At 61.2% G+C, this 16,740-nt stretch carries 12 protein-coding genes and 3 tRNA genes; 10 read left to right on the top strand and 5 right to left on the bottom strand.

Going from position 1 to position 16,740, the window contains the following annotated elements; all coding sequences use genetic code 11:
- Positions 1–240: 240 nt before the first annotated feature.
- Positions 241–729 (bottom strand): CarD family transcriptional regulator, encoded by a 489-nt coding sequence (locus HMPREF9452_RS08420; protein ID WP_009141718.1) that lies wholly within the window; start codon positions 727–729, stop codon positions 241–243.
- Positions 730–1,092: 363 nt separating this feature from the next.
- Here HMPREF9452_RS08420 and argS point away from each other — a divergent pair, with 363 nt between their 5' ends.
- The 3 genes from argS to rho all read left to right on the top strand — a co-directional run bounded on the left by argS (position 1,093) and on the right by rho (position 6,537).
- Entirely contained in the window at positions 1,093–2,946 is a 1,854-nt protein-coding gene (gene argS / locus HMPREF9452_RS08425; protein ID WP_009141719.1) for an arginine--tRNA ligase, read from the top strand.
- Between the two features lie 358 nt (positions 2,947–3,304).
- Positions 3,305–3,985, top strand: a complete 681-nt coding sequence (locus HMPREF9452_RS08430; protein WP_009141720.1) for a transaldolase family protein — start codon at positions 3,305–3,307, stop codon at positions 3,983–3,985.
- Complete coding sequence (gene rho, locus HMPREF9452_RS11610) at positions 3,985–6,537, top strand: transcription termination factor Rho (protein ID WP_009141721.1); 2,553 nt, start codon at positions 3,985–3,987, stop codon at positions 6,535–6,537. Before HMPREF9452_RS08430 ends, rho begins: the two co-directional genes overlap by 1 nt.
- A 90-nt stretch (positions 6,538–6,627) precedes the next feature.
- On the opposite strand, the gene HMPREF9452_RS08440 is transcribed toward rho, so the two are convergent.
- Positions 6,628–7,404: an SDR family NAD(P)-dependent oxidoreductase gene (locus HMPREF9452_RS08440; protein WP_009141722.1), complete on the bottom strand. Its 777-nt coding sequence runs from the start codon at positions 7,402–7,404 to the stop codon at positions 6,628–6,630.
- 309 nt (positions 7,405–7,713) lie between these two features.
- Between HMPREF9452_RS08440 and HMPREF9452_RS08445 the strand changes: the two genes are divergently transcribed.
- The 7 genes from HMPREF9452_RS08445 to HMPREF9452_RS08475 all read left to right on the top strand — a co-directional run bounded on the left by HMPREF9452_RS08445 (position 7,714) and on the right by HMPREF9452_RS08475 (position 12,683).
- Positions 7,714–9,078, top strand: a complete 1,365-nt coding sequence (locus tag HMPREF9452_RS08445; RefSeq protein WP_009141723.1) for a hypothetical protein — start codon at positions 7,714–7,716, stop codon at positions 9,076–9,078.
- Positions 9,079–9,084: 6 nt separating this feature from the next.
- The gene (locus tag HMPREF9452_RS08450) at positions 9,085–9,546 is read left to right on the top strand and encodes a VanZ family protein (protein WP_009141724.1); all 462 of its coding nucleotides are present in this window, start codon (positions 9,085–9,087) and stop codon (positions 9,544–9,546) included.
- A 167-nt stretch (positions 9,547–9,713) separates the two neighbouring features.
- The gene (locus HMPREF9452_RS08455; protein ID WP_040362763.1) at positions 9,714–11,120 is read left to right on the top strand and encodes a cytochrome ubiquinol oxidase subunit I; all 1,407 of its coding nucleotides are present in this window, start codon (positions 9,714–9,716) and stop codon (positions 11,118–11,120) included.
- Positions 11,121–12,149 carry a cytochrome d ubiquinol oxidase subunit II gene (cydB, locus tag HMPREF9452_RS08460; RefSeq protein WP_009141726.1) on the top strand — a complete coding sequence of 343 codons (1,029 nt, stop codon included), beginning with the start codon at positions 11,121–11,123 and terminating at the stop codon, positions 12,147–12,149. It abuts the gene before it with no gap.
- A gap of 252 nt (positions 12,150–12,401) precedes the next feature.
- Positions 12,402–12,478: transfer RNA gene (locus HMPREF9452_RS08465), tRNA-His, on the top strand.
- A 23-nt stretch (positions 12,479–12,501) separates the two neighbouring features.
- Positions 12,502–12,578: transfer RNA gene (locus HMPREF9452_RS08470), tRNA-Lys, on the top strand.
- A gap of 28 nt (positions 12,579–12,606) precedes the next feature.
- Positions 12,607–12,683 (top strand) — tRNA-Lys (locus HMPREF9452_RS08475).
- A gap of 620 nt (positions 12,684–13,303) precedes the next feature.
- Here HMPREF9452_RS08475 and HMPREF9452_RS08480 read toward each other — a convergent pair.
- The 3 genes from HMPREF9452_RS08480 to HMPREF9452_RS08490 form a co-directional block, all read right to left on the bottom strand.
- Positions 13,304–14,950, bottom strand: coding sequence for an FAD-dependent oxidoreductase (locus tag HMPREF9452_RS08480; protein WP_009141727.1), 1,647 nt, complete (start codon positions 14,948–14,950; stop codon positions 13,304–13,306).
- A 131-nt stretch (positions 14,951–15,081) separates the two neighbouring features.
- On the bottom strand, positions 15,082–15,540 hold the full coding sequence (locus HMPREF9452_RS08485) for a GyrI-like domain-containing protein (RefSeq protein WP_009141728.1): 459 nt from the start codon (positions 15,538–15,540) through the stop codon (positions 15,082–15,084).
- A gap of 75 nt (positions 15,541–15,615) precedes the next feature.
- Positions 15,616–16,602 (bottom strand): D-isomer specific 2-hydroxyacid dehydrogenase family protein, encoded by a 987-nt coding sequence (locus HMPREF9452_RS08490; RefSeq protein WP_009141729.1) that lies wholly within the window; start codon positions 16,600–16,602, stop codon positions 15,616–15,618.
- Positions 16,603–16,740: the final 138 nt, after the last annotated feature.

Consider the following 16,740-nt stretch of genomic DNA (forward strand, 5'->3'; position numbering starts at 1 on the left):
GTATCCGCTCCTGGGTTGGCTGCGAACATGCACACGCCGACGCTGGGTACGGGCGCCCTCTCGGTCTTCTATCGGGCCGAGAGGGCGCCTATTTCGTTCAAACCCCCGAGGGGTGGGCGGTTCGGGGCGCGTTCTCGTCCAGGGCCTCCGTGCGAGCACGTATCCCAGATAAGCTGCGCCCCAAGACAAGGTTGTCCGCAAGCTCGGTTATGGATTGCGCGCCAGTCTATAGAATATGCGCTAGTTAAAGCTGGGGTCGATTTGCGCGAGGCGCTCCTCGATGTCGTCCTCGGTGCATTCAAGCGCCACGGCAAGCTCCTCCAGGGCACGGCGGTGGGCTTCTTTGAGCACGCGCGTGTAATAGCTGCTGGGCTTTTTATCCTGCGCCTCTGCATCGCGGATGCGCTGGCGCATGGTCTTTGCGACGCGAATGGTCTGCGGCGCCCCATATTTGAGCTGTTTCTTAAAGTAGGTCTCCTCAAGCGAGCTGTTGCGCTCCGTAAAGGGGTCGACTTCAATCTCGTCGTAATCGTCCAAAAGACGTTCCGCAACTTCGCGAGAGATGCAGGTGTGCAGGCGATCTTGCTGCGCAACCGGGTACATCATGCGCGTTTTGGCGTGACCGTGCTTTGCTTCCAGGATGATCATGGGGGAGGGCGCGTCTTCATAGCCCATTACGGTGCAGACGCCCTGTCCCGGGTGGATAATGTGCTCGCCGATACTAAACATGCTCTTCTCCATCACTCGTATCTCTGCTATGCTAAACAATTTTGCGACTTCCTAATCATAGCATGCGCATTTGAATATGGACTTGAAGTCTCCATAAAACCATCCCCGTACGCTGCGTGTTTTACATAATTGGCTAATATGTGAAAAGAAAAGCCGCTGGTAGAAGGCAAGGTATGTTTTCTGGTCCAAACGCCGGACGATATGTATGACATTGAGCGCGGTATGCTGATTCGCCGATGTTTTGTCAGCGGACACATATATAAGCTACCAGCAAATACAGCAGTATGTTAAAGTACCAAGCACATCCATGCATGTGCCCCGCGAGACCAACATTTCGGGGCGGGAATTTGAGGAGGATCATTTATGCCAGAGAAGATTGAAGAGCTGGTGCGCGCTGCGCTCGCCGCTGCCCAGGAAGCCGGCGATCTGCCCGCGTTCGACCTGGAGGATTGCGGCCTGGAGCGACCGGCTGACACTTCTCACGGCGAGTGGACCTCCACCTGTGCCCTTAAGTCGGCCAAGCTCGCCCACTGCGCCCCCAAGAAGATCGCCGACGCCATCGCGGCCAACATGCCCGCCGACGCCTCCATCGCTAAGGTAGAGGTCGCCGGCCCGGGCTTCATCAACTTCTACCTCAACGCCGCGGCGAACAACGCCGTCCTGGCAGAGGCCCGCGCCAAGGGCATGGACTTCGCTAAGTCCAACGTCGGCGGTGGTCTCAAGACGCAGGTCGAGTTCGTTTCCGCCAACCCCGTCGGCCCCATGCACGTGGGTCACGGCCGCTGGGCAGCTCTGGGCGATTCGCTTTGCCGCGTGATGAGCCACGCCGGCTATGACATCCAGCGCGAGTTCTACATCAACGACCACGGCTCTCAGATGGACGTCTTTGGCAACTCCATCTCTTATCGCTACATGCAGCTGGTCGAGATCATGGAGAAGCAGGGCATCGACATCGACGCCGCGCGCGACTTCCTTGCCAAGGACCGCGACAACTACGTTCAGGACGAGGCCGACGAGCACCTGGACAGCCATCCCTACATGGACGCCTTCACCCAGGGCCTGGGCGGCAACGCCTACGGCGGCACCTACATCATCGACGAGGCCGCTGCCTTCTATAAGAAGGACGGCGACAAGTGGGCCCACGCCACGGATGAGGAGCGCATGCTCTACTTCCGCGAGGAGGGCTACGCCAAGATGGTGGAGAACATGCGCCAGCTGTGCCATGACGTCCGCTGCGACTTCGACAAGTGGTTCTCCGAGCGCACCGTCTACATCAAGGACACCGAGGGCCCCAACGCCGGCACCTCCGCGGTAGACCGCGCCTTCGCCAAGCTCGATGAGATGGGCTATCTCTACAACAAGGACGGCGCTCTGTGGTTCCGCTCCACCGACCTGGGCGATGACAAGGACCGCGTCCTGGTCAAGGCCAACGGCGAGTACACCTACTTCGCTTCGGACGTCGCCTACCACTGGGATAAGTTCCAGCGCGTCGACCACGTCATCGACATCTGGGGCTGCGACCACCACGGCTACATCAACCGTGTCCGCTGCGTCTGCGACGCTTTGGGCTACCCCGGCAAGTTCGAGGTCCTGCTGGGCCAGTTTGTCAACCTGCTGCGCAACGGTCACCCCATCCGCATGTCCAAGCGCAAGGGCACCATGGTCACCTTCCAGGAGCTCGTGGACGAGGTCGGCGCCGACGCCACCCGCTACACGCTGATCTCCCGCTCTTCCAACCAGGCCATCGACTTCGATATCGAGGCCGTTAAGGAGAAGAGCCAGAACAACCCGGTGTACTACGTGCAGTACGCCCACGCCCGCATCTGCTCCATCCTGCGCAAGGCCGCCGGCGTCACGCCGGAGCAGGCTGCCGAGATGGGCATGGACGCCGTGGCCGCCCAGGCTATCGGCGAGAACGTGGACTACGCGCTGCTGACCGATCCCACCGAGCTTGCGCTCTCCCGTAAGATCTCCGAGCTCGAGGACCTTATCGCCAGCTGCGCCCGCGACCGCGCGCCGTTCCGCCTCACCCACTTCGCAGAGGAGCTGGCCGGCGGCTTCCACAGCTTCTACCAGGCCTGCCAGGTGCTGCCTAGCGAGGGTCGCCCGGTCGACGCCGAGCTGTCCCGCGCCCGCCTTGCCGCATGCGATGCTGTTCGCAACGTGCTGGCGCTCACCCTCTCGCTCATCGGCGTTTCCGCGCCCGAGCAGATGTAGTTCACGAGGCGGCGGCAACGTGCGCCAGTTTTCACAATCCGTGATGTTTGGAGCCCTCGCCCGCGCGGGGGCTCTTTTCATGCCTACTTAGATGCGTCGCGACGCGTCCGGCAACCTAATCCAATTAAGAATTTCAGCCTGGCCGGGGTGTAGACCATAAAAAGCTGTGCCGTTTGTCCAATGCGTTTGTAATACGTGAATGCGCTTTAAGCGACATGTGCTACACTCAGGGTCGTTACGTGCAAGCTGCATGGCGGCGGCACTATTGAACATCCCTTTCCTTATAGCGTGGAAGCGCATGCGCGACCCCATGTGGGCAACTTGTCGTATATCGCGACGCGACATAGGAGGTTTCATCATGAAGTTCTTCATCGATACCGCCAATTTGGATGAGATTGCAGAAGCGAAGAGCTGGGGCTGCCTTGCCGGCGTCACCACCAATCCCTCGCTGTACGCAAAGACAGGCGGCAAACTCGCGGATTTTGAATCCCATATGCTCAAGATCGCCGAGCTTTGCGAAGGGCTTCCCGTTTCCGCCGAGTCTACTGCAGCCACGGCGGACGGCATGGTCGAGGAGGGTTTGCGCCTGGCCGCGCTCGCTTCCAACATTGTCATCAAGCTGCCGGTTTGCGAGGCGGGCCTGGAGGCGTGCCGCAAGCTTGCGGACAAAGGCGTGCGCGTCAACATGACGCTGGTGTTCTCCGCCCCGCAGGCGCTGCTGGCCGCTAACGCCGGCGCGCGCTACATCAGCCCGTTTATCGGGCGGTTCGACGATATCTCCGAAGACGGCGTTGCCCAGCTTGCAGATGTTGTTACCTGCATTGGTAACTATGACTGGAGCGGCAAGAACGTCGACGATAAGGTCGAGATCATCGCCGCGTCCGTACGCACGCCAAACCATGTTACCCAGGCTGCCCTTATGGGCGCCGATATAGCAACGGTGCCCCTTGGGACGCTGAAAAAATGCCTCAGGCATCCCCTGACGGATAGGGGAATCGCTTCTTTTGAGGCTGACTGGAAGAAAGTTGAGCAGGCATAGTGTCAGACGATAACAAGACCGAGTTCGTGGAGGCGTCCGCAGCACCGTCCAGCCAGGTTGAAACTCGCCAGCAGGTTGAGGCCCCCGCGCCCGCGTCGGCTCGTGTGGCGGAGATGAAGCCCGCTGGGGATGCGGCACCCGCAGAGAAACCCGCGCCCGCAATGAAGCCCGCGGCGGCAGAGCGCCCTGCATCCGCAGCGCAGCCGGTAGATGAAAAGCCCGCTGCCGAGAAGCCCACGCGCAAGCCCAGGGCGACTCGTTCCAAAGCCGCTAAGAAGGACGAGGGCGATGCTGCGGTTTCCGATTCCGCAACTCCTAAGGCGGACGATGCGCCGCAGGCGGCAGAGGAAGCTCCAAAGCCCCGTCGCCGTGGCCGCAAGCCCAAAGCGGTAGAGGAGCAGGTGGAGCAGGCGCCCAAGCCGCGCCGCGGTCGCAAGCCCAAGGCCGCCAACAAGGCGGAGGCCGCCCCAGAGCAGGCCCCGTCTGCAGAGGTTGCGCAGGCCCGCGCCCTTGCCCAGATTTCCCAAGCGTCTGTGGTACGCCGCCAGCGCCGTATGGAGGAGCGCGCCGCAGAGATGCTCGCATCCGCCGGTTCCCCTGATAGCGACGCTGCGCCTACCCAGTTTGACGCCGCATCGCTGATCGATCCCGCACTGAGGCCGCACCGCCGCGGCCGCAAGCCCAAGGCATATATCGAGGCCGAGCGCGCCGCCGCTGCGGCCCTGGCAGCCGCGAAGCTCGCCTCGCAGGGGGACGCCCCCGCCCGTGAGACCCAGGACCAGCCCGCGCAGGCCCCGCTCAAAGAGGCATCCGCCTTCGAACCCGTTTCCGCTGACGCAGAGAAGGCGTCTGCTGAATCCGAGAAGAAATCCGATAACCGCCCCGGTCGCGCCCGCCGCGCGGCTTCCAAGGCAAAGCTCCAGGCAGATGAGGCCAAGGATGAGAAGCCCGTGGACGCTGCCCCGGTAGAGGCGCCAGCGGCGCCGGAGCCCTCTCAGGGCGAAGATGATGCCGCCAAGGACGAGAAGCCGGCAGCTCTTACCGAAGAGCAGCCGCAGGGCCGCCAATCTCGCCGCTCCCACTCCACGCGCGCGCGTGATCGCCAGCAGGGCGAGGAGGGCTCGGAGCAGCGCTTCGATCGACCCCAGCGCAACGACCGCAACGATCGCGGCGACCGCAATGACCGTAACGGCAACGACCGTGCCGATCGCAACGACAAGCGAAATAACAAGCAGAACCGCAAGCAGCGCAACAATCGCTTCAACGGTCCCGTGGAGCCCAGCGTCTCTCGCGAAGAGCTTGCCGCCTGCAAGGTCGCCGAGCTGCGCGAGAAGGCCAAGGAGCTCAACATCGACTACGTCGGCAAGAAGAAAGCCGAGCTGGTCGAAGAGGTCTACGCAGCCACCGCCCGCGCCGAGGGCTTCCGCGATATAGAGGGTATCCTGGACATCACCAATGAGGGCTTTGGCTACATTCGCGCCCACGGCTACATGCCCAGCCGCGATGACGCCTTTGTTCCCGCCAACATGATTCGCGCTGCCGGCCTTCGCTGCGGCGACGTGATCGCCGGCACCCTGCGCCCCTCGCGCGCTAACGACAAGTTCCCCGGCCTGGCCAAGATTCGCAGCATCAACGGCCGCGATCCGGAGGAGATGAGGCATCGTCCAAAGTTTGCGGACCTCACGCCCATCTATCCCAACGAGCCCCTCAAGATGGAGCATGGCAAGGAGTCCATCACCGGCCGCGCCATCGACATCGTGGCTCCGGTTGGCAAGGGCCAGCGCGGCCTCATCGTCTCGCCGCCCAAGGCTGGTAAGACCACAATCTTGAAGAAGATCTGCCAGTCCATCGCCACCAACAATCCCGAGGTGCACCTGATCTGCCTGCTGGTGGACGAGCGCCCCGAAGAGGTCACGGACATGCAGCGCTCCATCCGCGGCGACGTGGTCGCCTCTACGTTCGACATGCCGGCGGACAACCACACCCGCGTGTCCGAACTGGTCATCGAGCGCGCCAAGCGCATTGTCGAGATGGGTGGCGACGTAGTGGTGGTGCTTGACTCCATCACCCGCCTTGCGCGCGCGTACAACCTGGCCGCCCCCGCATCTGGCCGCATTCTGTCCGGCGGCGTGGACTCCGCGGCGCTGTACCCGCCCAAGCGCTTTTTGGGTGCCGCCCGCAACATCGAGAACGGCGGCTCGCTCACCATCTTGGCATCCGCGCTGGTCGATACCGGCTCTAAGATGGACGAGGTCATCTTCGAGGAGTTCAAGGGCACCGGCAACATGGAACTCAAGCTCGACCGCGACCTGGCCGACCGTCGAATCTTCCCGGCTATCGATCCCGTCCAGTCCGGTACCCGCAACGAGGATCTGCTTATCGACAAGAACATCCAGCCGTTTGTTTGGGGTATTCGCAGGATCCTGGCGAATATGAACAACACCGAGCGTGCGGCGGCGTCGTTCATCAAGGGTCTCAAGGGCACCAACAGCAACGAGGAATTCCTCATCCGCTCCGCGAAGAAGGCGGCGGATCACTCGGACGCCATGTAGCCGCGGCGTATCCTCGTCCTTATTAACAAATAGCCGGCAGGCGCTTCCTACTTAAGGATTCGCCTGCCGGCCTTTTTTCTATAGGGCCCCTTATAGAGCCCCTATGGCCCGCTCGATCTTGAGGGCGAGCTTATAGGGGACGACGCGCGAGGCGGCGTAGAGCGCTTTCATGTCGGCGGCGGGAATGCACAGGCTTTTGCCCAGCCGCGCGCTGCGCAGGGCCGCCTTGACCACGTGATCGGGCTTTTCGAACCCTATGACGGTCATCTTCTTGGCGGTGCGCTTGTCGCCGGGAGAGCTGAGAAACTCCGTATCCATGAACTTGGGGCACACGGCGGTGACGTGAATGTCCACATCGCCCAGCTCCGCGTCAAGCGAGCGCGAGACGTCCAGGATAAACCGCTTTGCCGCAGAGTATACGGCCAGGCGCGGCTGGGGGATGAAGGATGCCACGCTGGCGATGTTGATGATCCTGGAGCCGGCGCTCATAAACGGCAGCGCGCGGTACATCATCTCGATGGGCGCGCGGACCAGCAGTTCTATCATGCGCGGCGTGTCATCGCGCTTCTGCAGCGCCATATCGCCAAAAACGCCAAAGCCCGCGTTGTTGACCAGCAGCGTCACCCGGGCGTCTTTGGTCTCCGCCAGCGCCCCCTCGACCAGATCGAATGAGAGGGGGTCGGTGAGGTCCAGGCAAAACGGGCGCACGGGCGTTCCGGTGGTCCTTACCAAAGCCTCCAGGCGCTCCGCGCGGCGCGCGATGACCCAGATCTCGTCCACTTTGTCGCATTCGCCTTGGTCTATATGACGGGCAAATTCTCTACCAAGACCCGAGGACGCCCCCGTGACAATCGCGATTTTTGGCATCGATTCCTCCTTTGCAGGCTTACTCGCATACCTAGGTTTCTTCCCCGTTGAGCCGCGTTGCAACCACGCGGTCGCCGTATGCCGCAAATCAGTGTAGCGTTACCAAGTATTCTTGCTTTAAACAGCGGATTCTCGCATAATACGTGTAATGTTCGCGACGGAAAACGCAGATGAATCAAACCACTATCCGTTGCTTGGATGAATGGTCCAACACAACCGTTCTTTGTGATCCCCGCGAGCGTGCACGCACAGATACGCTTTCGCCCCCTGGGCGGCAGCGCCAACTATTCGCAGCATGAGGAGACGGTCATGGCTTCCAAACAGCATGGACACCGCGCAATCGCCGTGGGTATTTCCGGTGGCATAGGCCTCGCCGTGCCGCTTCTTGCCCATGTCGCCACGCAGTCCTCGCCTGAGGCCCAGGCGACCGTGGCCTCCTTAAGCATCCCCTTTGCACTGGGGTCGTTTGCGGGGGTGGGGGCCTACGTGCTCTCGAGCTCGCTGTTCGACATGATGGATCGCCGCGACGCCGAGCGCGCCGCCGAATATGCTTCTGTCGCCGCTGCCGTCCAAGCCGACGCTCCCGCTGCCGCGCAGGGCGCCTTTGTGCAGGAATCCGGCAACGTGGCGCCGTTCGCCGCGGGCGAGTGCGCGCCTGCCGCCGTCACCACGTCATTTGAGGCGGATATCGAGCGCTTCTTTGGCCGTCACGGCAAGCCCGACGATGTCCCCGTGATCGCGCGCGCCGCCGACGCCATGTCCGAGGCCCAGGCGTGGGAGGAAATCGACTCCATGCTCTCGGATAGCTCGCCTGTTAGCTGCGATCCGCTGCAGTCCAAGGACATTTACCAGATCGCGCTCGAGGAGCTCGCCCGCTCAGGCGCTACCGGTGTGGTCGGCAAGGCCTCCGCGGCCCCTGCCGGAGCATCTGCCGCATCCGCTGCCGAAGCCGCCGCGGCTGCCAGCGACGCCTCCGTCCCCGCGGACGCTACAGCCACCTTCATGGCGATAGCCGCATCGTGCGAGAACGTTACCGAGTCTCTTTCCAAAGATCGCTTGGACGAGATCGCCTCGCGCGAGGCCGCCGTGGGCTCTCTCGACATCATGGTCGCAGAAGAGGACATGCCCGCCGTGGCGCCCGTGGCGCAGCCGGCGCAGCCCGTAACGGTCGCTCCGCAGGCGGGCGCTGCCGTGCAGGCAACCTCGCTGATCGATCTTGATTTGGACGAGCCCTCCGGCTTTGTATTCCAGCCCGCTCAGGCAGGCCCCGTCGCCGTTGCCGCAGATGCCGCATATTCCGCAGATGCCGTAGCGGACGTGGCTGCAGAGCCCGTCGCCCCCGCGGCGTCCTCGTCCACGGACAGCGAATCCCAGACCGTCGAGGTCCCCATGGTCGATTATTCCGGTCATGAGGAGATGTGGGCGGAGGCCCTGGCGATTCTGGAAGAGCCCGCCGCGCCCGCGGCGCCCATGGGGGCGCACTTCGCTCCGCGCGTCGCCGCCGTCAACGAGGGACGCCGCGCCACCGCCGTGCATTCCCACGTCAACCAGCTTCTGGACCAAGAGCTCAACCACATCGAGTCGCAAAGCATGCGTCATACCAGCCGCGAGTTCCTGCGCGTTATCCAGGGCGGCACCGCCGCCATGCCGCGCCTGCAGGCGGAGGAGGCGTAGGCTCCCATGCAGAGGCTGCGGTCTTCCATATCGATTCCCTGGCTGGCGGCTTCCGTCGTCATCGTCCTCGCCATATGGTGCAATTCCATGGTTCCGGGATCCGACAGCTCGGAGATCAGCCATGGCGTGCTCGCCATGGTCCAAGGCTTCCTCGTCGACCTCGGTCTGCCCGCAAGTTGGGTCAGCAACTTCATCATCCGCAAGATGGCGCACTTCACCGAGTACGCGGCGCTGGGCGTTTCCGTGTCCGTCGCGCTTGATCGCCATGCGCATCTGGACTGCGCCCGCGTGCTTACCATTGCCTCCACCGTGCTGATCGCGGCTTCTTTGGACGAGGTCATCCAGCTCTTTGTTCCGGGCCGCTGCGGCCAGGTGGCAGACGTGCTCCTCGATTGTATGGGCGCTATAACGGGCGTCGCCGCGAGCTCTTTTGTAAGGCGCAGGATAGCAAAGCGCTCTATAAGCTAACCTATGTTCCCACGGCTTCTCCAGCCTTGTATCATGGTGCAGAAGTATATCCTGTACCTGATTATGCATGTGCTTCTAATCAGGTATCATTACACGCTGTGCATCGTACGGGAAGCGGCTGTCCAGATGGCAGAATCCACGTGGTCCCGTCGGAATAAAGGGAGGGGATGTACGTGGACGCAGCTAGCTTGGCGAGAATGCAATTCGCATTTACCGCGCTGTATCACTACCTGTTCGTTCCGTTGTCCATTGGTCTCGGACTCATCGTGGCCATCATGACTACCAAGGCGTACAAAAGCCATGATGCCCATGACGAGGCCCGGGCGCAGTTTTGGACCAGGCTGTTCACCATGACGTTTGCCGTGGGCGTCGCAACCGGCATCACCATGGAGTTCTCGTTTGGCACCAACTGGGCGGGCTACTCGCGTTTTGTGGGCGACATCTTTGGCGCGCCGCTTGCAGCCGAAGCCCTGTTCGCCTTCTTCCTCGAGTCGGTCTTTTTGGGCGTGCTGCTGTTTGGCCGCTCGCGCGTGTCGCGTCGCTTCTACATGGTCAGCTCCTGGCTGGTGTGGTTTGGCTCCATGCTCAGCTCGCTGTGGATCATCATCGCCAACTCCTGGATGCAGACGCCCGCGGGCTACAAGGTGGTCGATTCCTACAACGGCAGCAAAGCAGTGCTCACCGACTTCTTTGCCGCCGCGCTCAACCACACCACCCTGCAGCGCTTCTTCCATACCGTCATCGCCCTGCTGATCCTGGGCGCCTTTGTGTGCATCGCCGTGGGAGCCTTCTACCTGTGGAAAAAGCGCGATCAGCGCTCCGCCCACATCTTTATCCGCGTGGGCACCATCGTGGGCGTGGTGACCGCCCTGCTCATGCTGCCCGCCGCCCACGCCCAGGCGCTCGCCGTCGCGCGCACGCAGCCCAGCAAGCTCGCCGCCATGGAGGGCCAGTATGAGGAGGGCCCCGTTGCCCTGTCCCTCTTTGGTTGGGTGGACGAGGAGAAGCAGGAGACCTACGCGCTCTCCATTCCCGGCGGCACCTCCTTCTTGGCGGACCAGAGCTTCGAGACCGAGTACCCCGGCCTCAACGACTTCGCCGAGGACGAGCGTCCCGAGTTTGTAAACGCCATCTTCCAGTCTTACCACGCCATGGTCGCGCTGTTCGGCGTTATCTGCATCACGCTGATCCTGTCGTTCCTCATCGTCCGCGGCAAGCTGGCCGGCAAGCGCTGGCCGCTGGTCATCCTCATGCTGGCGTGGCTCGCCCCGTACCTGGCCATCGAGTTTGGCTGGATCACCGCAGAGCTCGGTCGTCAGCCGTGGATTGTCTTTGGCGAGCTCAAGACGGTCGACGCGGCATCGGCATCCGTCGACTCCACGCAGCTCATGATTACCATGGGCCTGTTTGTTGTTGTCTACCTGGTTGTGTTCGCAGGCTGGGTGCGCATGGTCGCCAAGACCATCAAGGCCGGCCCGGATGCGTTCTTGGCTACCAACGGGGACGAGGATTCCTCGTCCGCATCGCTGTCCTTTGCCGCCGATACGGCTACTGCAGAAGGGGAGGTGGAGTAGATGACCGCTTTGGGAATCCTGTGGTTTGTCCTTATCGCCGTGCTGATCTGCGGCTACTTTGTTCTGGACGGCTTTGACTTGGGAGCCGGCGTGCTCTATCCGTTCTTGGCCCGCGATGAGCGCGACCGCGCCGTGGTCCGCCGCGCCATCGGCCCGGTGTGGGATGGTAACGAGGTCTGGCTGCTCACCGCGGGCGGCGCGCTGTTCGCCGCGTTCGCCCCAGCCTACGCCACCAGCTTCTCCGGTTTTTATCTGGCTATCATGTTGGTTCTCTTTGGCCTCATCGTCCGCGCCACCGCGCTTGAGTTCCGCGCGCATGACCCGGCTTGGGCCAAGCTGTGGGACGCGCTGTTCTTTGTCGCCAGCCTTTTGCCCGCGTTGCTGTTTGGCGTCGCGGTGGGCAACGTTGTCCAGGGTCTGCCCCTGAACGCAGCCGGCGACTACACTGGCACCTTCTTTGACCTGCTGAGCCCGTTCGCCCTTTCCTGCGGCGTGTTGGGCCTGGTGCACATGCTGGTGCAGGGGAGCTCCTGGATCGCCCTGAAGGCGCCCCAGGGCAGCGACCTCAAGGCCCGCGCCACCGTCCTTCGCGGACGCCTGGCGATCGCCGACCTGGTTGTCTTTGCGCTGGTTGGCCTGCAGTTCATGATGGTGGTTGCGCCCAATAGCGCCGCCGGCATCACCGCCAACACGGTGTCCTCTGTGTTCGCCCTGGTCTTTGTGGCCTCGCTGGCGGCCGTTGTCGCCTGCAAGGGTACCTGCCGCAAGGCAGACGTCGCCCGCCACGTGCTGGTGAGCCTGGGCTGCGTGGGTCTGGTGGGCATGTTTGCCGCCTCTCTGTTCCCCAACCTTATCCCTGCGACCGCGCCGGCGTTCTCCATCACCATCGCCAACGCCGCCTCGAGCGACCTTACGCTGATCGCCATGACCGTCATCGCCTGCATTGGCGTTCCGCTGGTGCTGGTGTATCACGTGATCTCTTACCGCATCTTTAGCGGTAGCCTGGATGATTCCGACCTTACCTACTAGGAAGGGATGGCGCGCCTCTTTGGCGCCCCCATAGTCTTTCCGGCTTTCACGCGGATAAGATTGTTTTTGAAAGCGCCTTGTCAGGATGACGGGGCGCTTTCTTATTGATAGGGGATAGGTGCGGTGAGCTGCGATGATGACTGCCGGGTTGTGAAGAGCATCCACATGAATAAAAATCTTTTCAAATTGGGTATTGCACGCGCCGCGATTCCGTTGCATAATAGCCTAGCGCTTCGCGCGAGTGAAGACATGGTGGGTGTAGCTCAGTTGGCTAGAGCGACGGGTTGTGGTCCCGTAGGTCGAGGGTTCGAGTCCCTTTACCCACCCCACGCTTCACCTTGAAGACATAGTTGGACCGTTAGCTCAGCTGGCTAGAGCAGGGGACTCTTAATCCCAAGGTCCAGGGTTCGAATCCCTGACGGTCCACCATCCTCTTCACGCGTTGCCTAACATAGTTGGACCGTTAGCTCAGCTGGCTAGAGCAGGGGACTCTTAATCCCAAGGTCCAGGGTTCGAATCCCTGACGGTCCACCATCTGATTTCTCAACTCTCGCAATGGGAGTTTTTTATTATAGATTTACTTATGATCCAATTTACGCCAGGGATTGCCGATATACATTCGGATCCTCCGCTAACTGCGATTTCCACCCGTTGTATCCAGACAAAAACGAGGGCGGAAAACCGACCCGCTTCGGGATGGTCAATGAGTGCCACGAGGTGGGTAAGCTGGGCCATGAAGTGGGCTGTGTGGAGGGGCGTTGAGGCGCAAGACAGCCCCAAGCGAGTCCTCAGGTGGCTTATAGCAACTGCACAGAGTGTTGTTGCGCCGTGTGAGATGGCTACAACTCGCTTAAATTCGATATATAACCTACGCATGTAATGAATAAGCGGCTACGTTTCGGTCTAAATATGCTCCCCGTAGAGCGTGTATAAAAATCCGATCCCCGCCTCGTGGCGCTCATTGACCACACTGAAGGCGAGCGACTTGGTTTTAAGGCGGGGGGGTGGGGTGCAACGAGGCCGCTGAGGCCGCTCTGCGCCTTTAGATGCGTCTTGGGGCGGACGCCGAGCGGGGGCGCCCACCCACAATGGTGCCTTCTTCATAGCGCTTACGCCCTTTCATGGGCATAGGGATATCCTCTTGGCGTCCGGCGCTACCCAATCGTCACGTTGAGCGTGTTGCGCCTACCCGTCAAGAACGCGCGCGACGGGTGGGCCAGCGCGGGATCCTCTTGCGGGTAGTCCGCTCGCGCGTGCGACCCGCGGCTTTCGCTGCGCTCCCGCATCGCTTCGACCATGGCGCGGGCCAGCAACAGCTGGTTGTTCAGGCGATGGTAGAGCATGGCGCTGCGGTTCGCCGAATCGTTTGCCTGCGAGGGCTTCACGGCGATATCGCGAACGGTCTCCTCAAGCTCGACGATCTGTTCAAGCGCGGCATCAAGGCTGTCTTCCGTACGGCGAATCATGCAATGCTCGCTCATTAGGCGGTGCAGCTCTCCGGTGATCTTGGTGGCGTTGTACATCTCGATCGCTCGCGTTTGCACGGGAACCTTCAACGGCGTTTCCGTGCCGCCCATACTTGCGTCAACGTCGCTCGAAGCGGAGGCGACGCGAGCGTATTTCGCCGCGGCCCTGCCTGCAGCCCTGCCAAAGACCACGCCGTTTGCGCTTGAGAGCCCGCCAATGCGGTCGGCGCCGTGCATGCCTCCCGTTGCCTCGCCGCATGCGTACAGGCCTTCCACGCCCGTTTCGCCGCGGCTATTGATGCGAATGCCACCGTTGGAGGCGTGAGCGTATATGCCCAACCGCAGCGGAGTATCCGGTTTGACGCCAAACTCATCTTTAAGCCAGCTGCTAAAGGTTTGGACAAATTCGGGCACGCTGTCTTTGGGGTAGTTCATGGTGACGGGCCAGCCGTCCTCGCCGGCGGAGTCTATGGCAAAGTCAACGGCGCGCGACGCGAGCCTGCTGGTAAAGGGGCCGTAGCCAGAGCGCATCTCAAGCAGGTCGGCCGTTGAGTGGCGCGCGCGGTCTAACGACTCGTGAGGAACGGCGTAGCGAAACGTCTTCTCGTTGAAGATGACGCCGCGGGCGGGCGAGAGCAGTCCCGGCATCATCTGCATGAACTCGATATTTATAAACGTGCATCCGTGTTTTAGGGCGATGCCTTGGACGGACCCCAGCACGTCCCTTGACGTCAGCGTGCGGCCAAACAGCCCGCTGGTGCCGCCGGTCGCCAGGATCACGGCTCGCGCGCCCACGGCGGCGAAGCGCTTGGTAGCGGTGTTGAGGAACAGCGCGCCCGCAAGCCGGTCGCCTCTATCCATAAGGTCAACAAGCTCATGGCGCTCGAGTAGATCGATGCCAAAGCGATCGATCGCGCTTGTAAACGCGTCTTGCATAGATTGGCGGGTAAGGCCGCGCCATTGGCGGTGCTTATGGTCAAAGCAGGGGATAAAGGCCTTCTGGGACGCAGCGTCTGTGGACGAGGGCTCCATCAGCTCTACGCCCACCTCTTCTTGCAGCCACGCCAGCGCCGGGCGGATGCCATGGGCGAATGCATCGACCAGCGAGGGTACGACCACGCCGCACCCTACGCGCTTGATGGTGTCTGCAAGGTCGGCGGCGTCTTCATCGTCCACGGGTGCGATAAGGCCCAGGCCCCAGGTTCCCGGATAGAAGCTCGAACCGGAGAACAGCTTGCCCGCGCTGGCAAGGGCCACCTGCGCGCCCGTCTGCGCCGCGCTCACGGCGGCGGAGAGCCCCGCGATGCCCGTTCCAATTACAAGTACGTCGTACATAGCGCCCCGCTTGATATCGATAGGTTAATCCCGTCCAGTATAGGGGAGGGCGCATGGGCTCTATAAACGTTTACGTAGACGGTGGCTGAGGACGGTGGGTGTTATTGCTCACGCGGCAGGGCGGGGCGAAGCTATTCTATTTTTCGAATGGGAACATAGAGGTGGCAACGGGTTGTCGCTGGGTCAATATACTCATGGACTGCGCCGGCAAGTGGAATGCCTTCAGCGCGCAAATGAGCAATCGCTTGATCGAATGCCCCTTCTTTATTGGCGACAACAAGGTACTCGAAGCTCGGTATAGTCCATTTGGTCCAACCGAGAGGAGCTTCGGCCTCGTCTTCGCATTCGATCCCAGCTAAGTAGAGACCTTCGCTAAAGTTGTCTTCCCATGGTAGATACGAATGGGTGTGGTCCGACATCGCTCCCCATATTCCAACCAAGCTGTCATCCTCGGCTCTTTTCGCCAGGTGTTTTATTTCTGCAAAGTGGCCGTTAGCTTCATTCCACAGGCGCTGAATGAAGCCCTCGCCATCCAAGGTCGAACCCTCTTTTCCAATAACGCTGAAACTGCTCTTGATAAGACGAATCATAGACGGTGCTCCAAGGATGGCGATTTGATTTGGGAAGGAAGGCCAACAATCTGCGGTCATTCCAAACGGACGAGGTTAGAGTTCGGTTGCACAGACGCCCTTGTCCATGGAAACGATGTTGGCAACGCCCTGCTCGATCATGCTATCGACATCAACATCGGTGTAGAAAGCGATGTGATTGGTGAGCAGCACGTTTGGGAACTGGCGAAGGTAGGCCATCTTGCGATTTACCAGGATGTCGTTCATGCGGTTCTCATGGTAAATGCCGGCTTCGTCCTCGAATACGTCCATGGCGAGCGCGCCGATCTTCTCGCGCTCGATACCGTCGATCAACGCATCGGTATCCATAAGTTCTCCGCGGCTCACATTGATGAGCACGACGCCGTCACGCATTTTCGAGATCGCTTCCGCATCGATGATGTTGCGCGTGCTGTCCATAAGCGGCATGTGCACGGTGATAAGGTCACTTTGCTCAATGAGGGTGTTGACGTCCGCGTATGATATTCCACGCGAAATGAGGTCGGCATTGGGGAAGGGGTCATAAGCGAGGATCTTGCACCCAAATCCTGAGAGGTTGTCGATTACGGCGCGGCCTATGCGCCCAGTGCCCATCACGCCCACGGTAAGGGTTCGCAGCTCGCGGCCGAGCAGGCCCTCAAGCGAGTAGTCGTTTACGTGTTGGCGCCAAAGGGCGGGCTTGCATTTGCGCAGCGACATGAGCATGAGCATGACGGCGAACTCTGCCACGCCGTAGGGCGGGTAGGTGGTGTTGCATACATGGATGCCCATTCGATGGGCGGCATCGATATCGATGTGGTTGTAGCCGATGCAACGCGAGGAAAGCAGCTTTACCCCCAGCTCGCCCATGCGCGTGATAAGCTCGGCGGGCAAGATGGACTTGTTGTTGATGACGACGGCCTCGTAGCCGGCGACGCTCTCGATGTTGTCTTCCGAGAGAATGTCGGGAATGGCATCGATGGTATAGCTTTCGGGCAGAGCGGCGACTGCGCGCTCGTAGGCTTGCCTCTCATCGCCTCGCAGCTCGAACAATTTAATCTTCAAGGCTGATTCCTTTCTATGGAGAGTGTTGCTGGGCGCATAGCGCGACGGTCTAGTGACGCGGTGACACCGATTTGTTACAAGCATGATGGTACGTCCGAACATCATCTTTCGTATGGGTATACTTGCGAAATCCAAACG

It is taken from the genome of Collinsella tanakaei YIT 12063 (assembly GCF_000225705.1).
GTDB classification, from domain to species: Bacteria; Actinomycetota; Coriobacteriia; order Coriobacteriales; family Coriobacteriaceae; genus Collinsella; species Collinsella tanakaei.

Excerpts from the sequence above, each read along its gene's own strand:
- argS (WP_009141719.1), top strand. The coding sequence starts at position 1,093 with ATGCCAGAGAAGATTGAAGAGCTGGTGCGCGCTGCGCTCGCCGCTGCC.
- HMPREF9452_RS08455 (WP_040362763.1), top strand. The coding sequence starts at position 9,714 with ATGTACGTGGACGCAGCTAGCTTGGCGAGAATGCAATTCGCATTTACC.
- HMPREF9452_RS08430 (WP_009141720.1), top strand. The coding sequence starts at position 3,305 with ATGAAGTTCTTCATCGATACCGCCAATTTGGATGAGATTGCAGAAGCG.
- HMPREF9452_RS08440 (WP_009141722.1), bottom strand. The coding sequence starts at position 7,404 with ATGCCAAAAATCGCGATTGTCACGGGGGCGTCCTCGGGTCTTGGTAGA.
- cydB (WP_009141726.1), top strand. The coding sequence starts at position 11,121 with ATGACCGCTTTGGGAATCCTGTGGTTTGTCCTTATCGCCGTGCTGATC.
- HMPREF9452_RS08485 (WP_009141728.1), bottom strand. The coding sequence starts at position 15,540 with ATGATTCGTCTTATCAAGAGCAGTTTCAGCGTTATTGGAAAAGAGGGT.
- HMPREF9452_RS08445 (WP_009141723.1), top strand. The coding sequence starts at position 7,714 with ATGGCTTCCAAACAGCATGGACACCGCGCAATCGCCGTGGGTATTTCC.
- HMPREF9452_RS08450 (WP_009141724.1), top strand. The coding sequence starts at position 9,085 with ATGCAGAGGCTGCGGTCTTCCATATCGATTCCCTGGCTGGCGGCTTCC.
- HMPREF9452_RS08420 (WP_009141718.1), bottom strand. The coding sequence starts at position 729 with ATGTTTAGTATCGGCGAGCACATTATCCACCCGGGACAGGGCGTCTGC.
- HMPREF9452_RS08480 (WP_009141727.1), bottom strand. The coding sequence starts at position 14,950 with ATGTACGACGTACTTGTAATTGGAACGGGCATCGCGGGGCTCTCCGCC.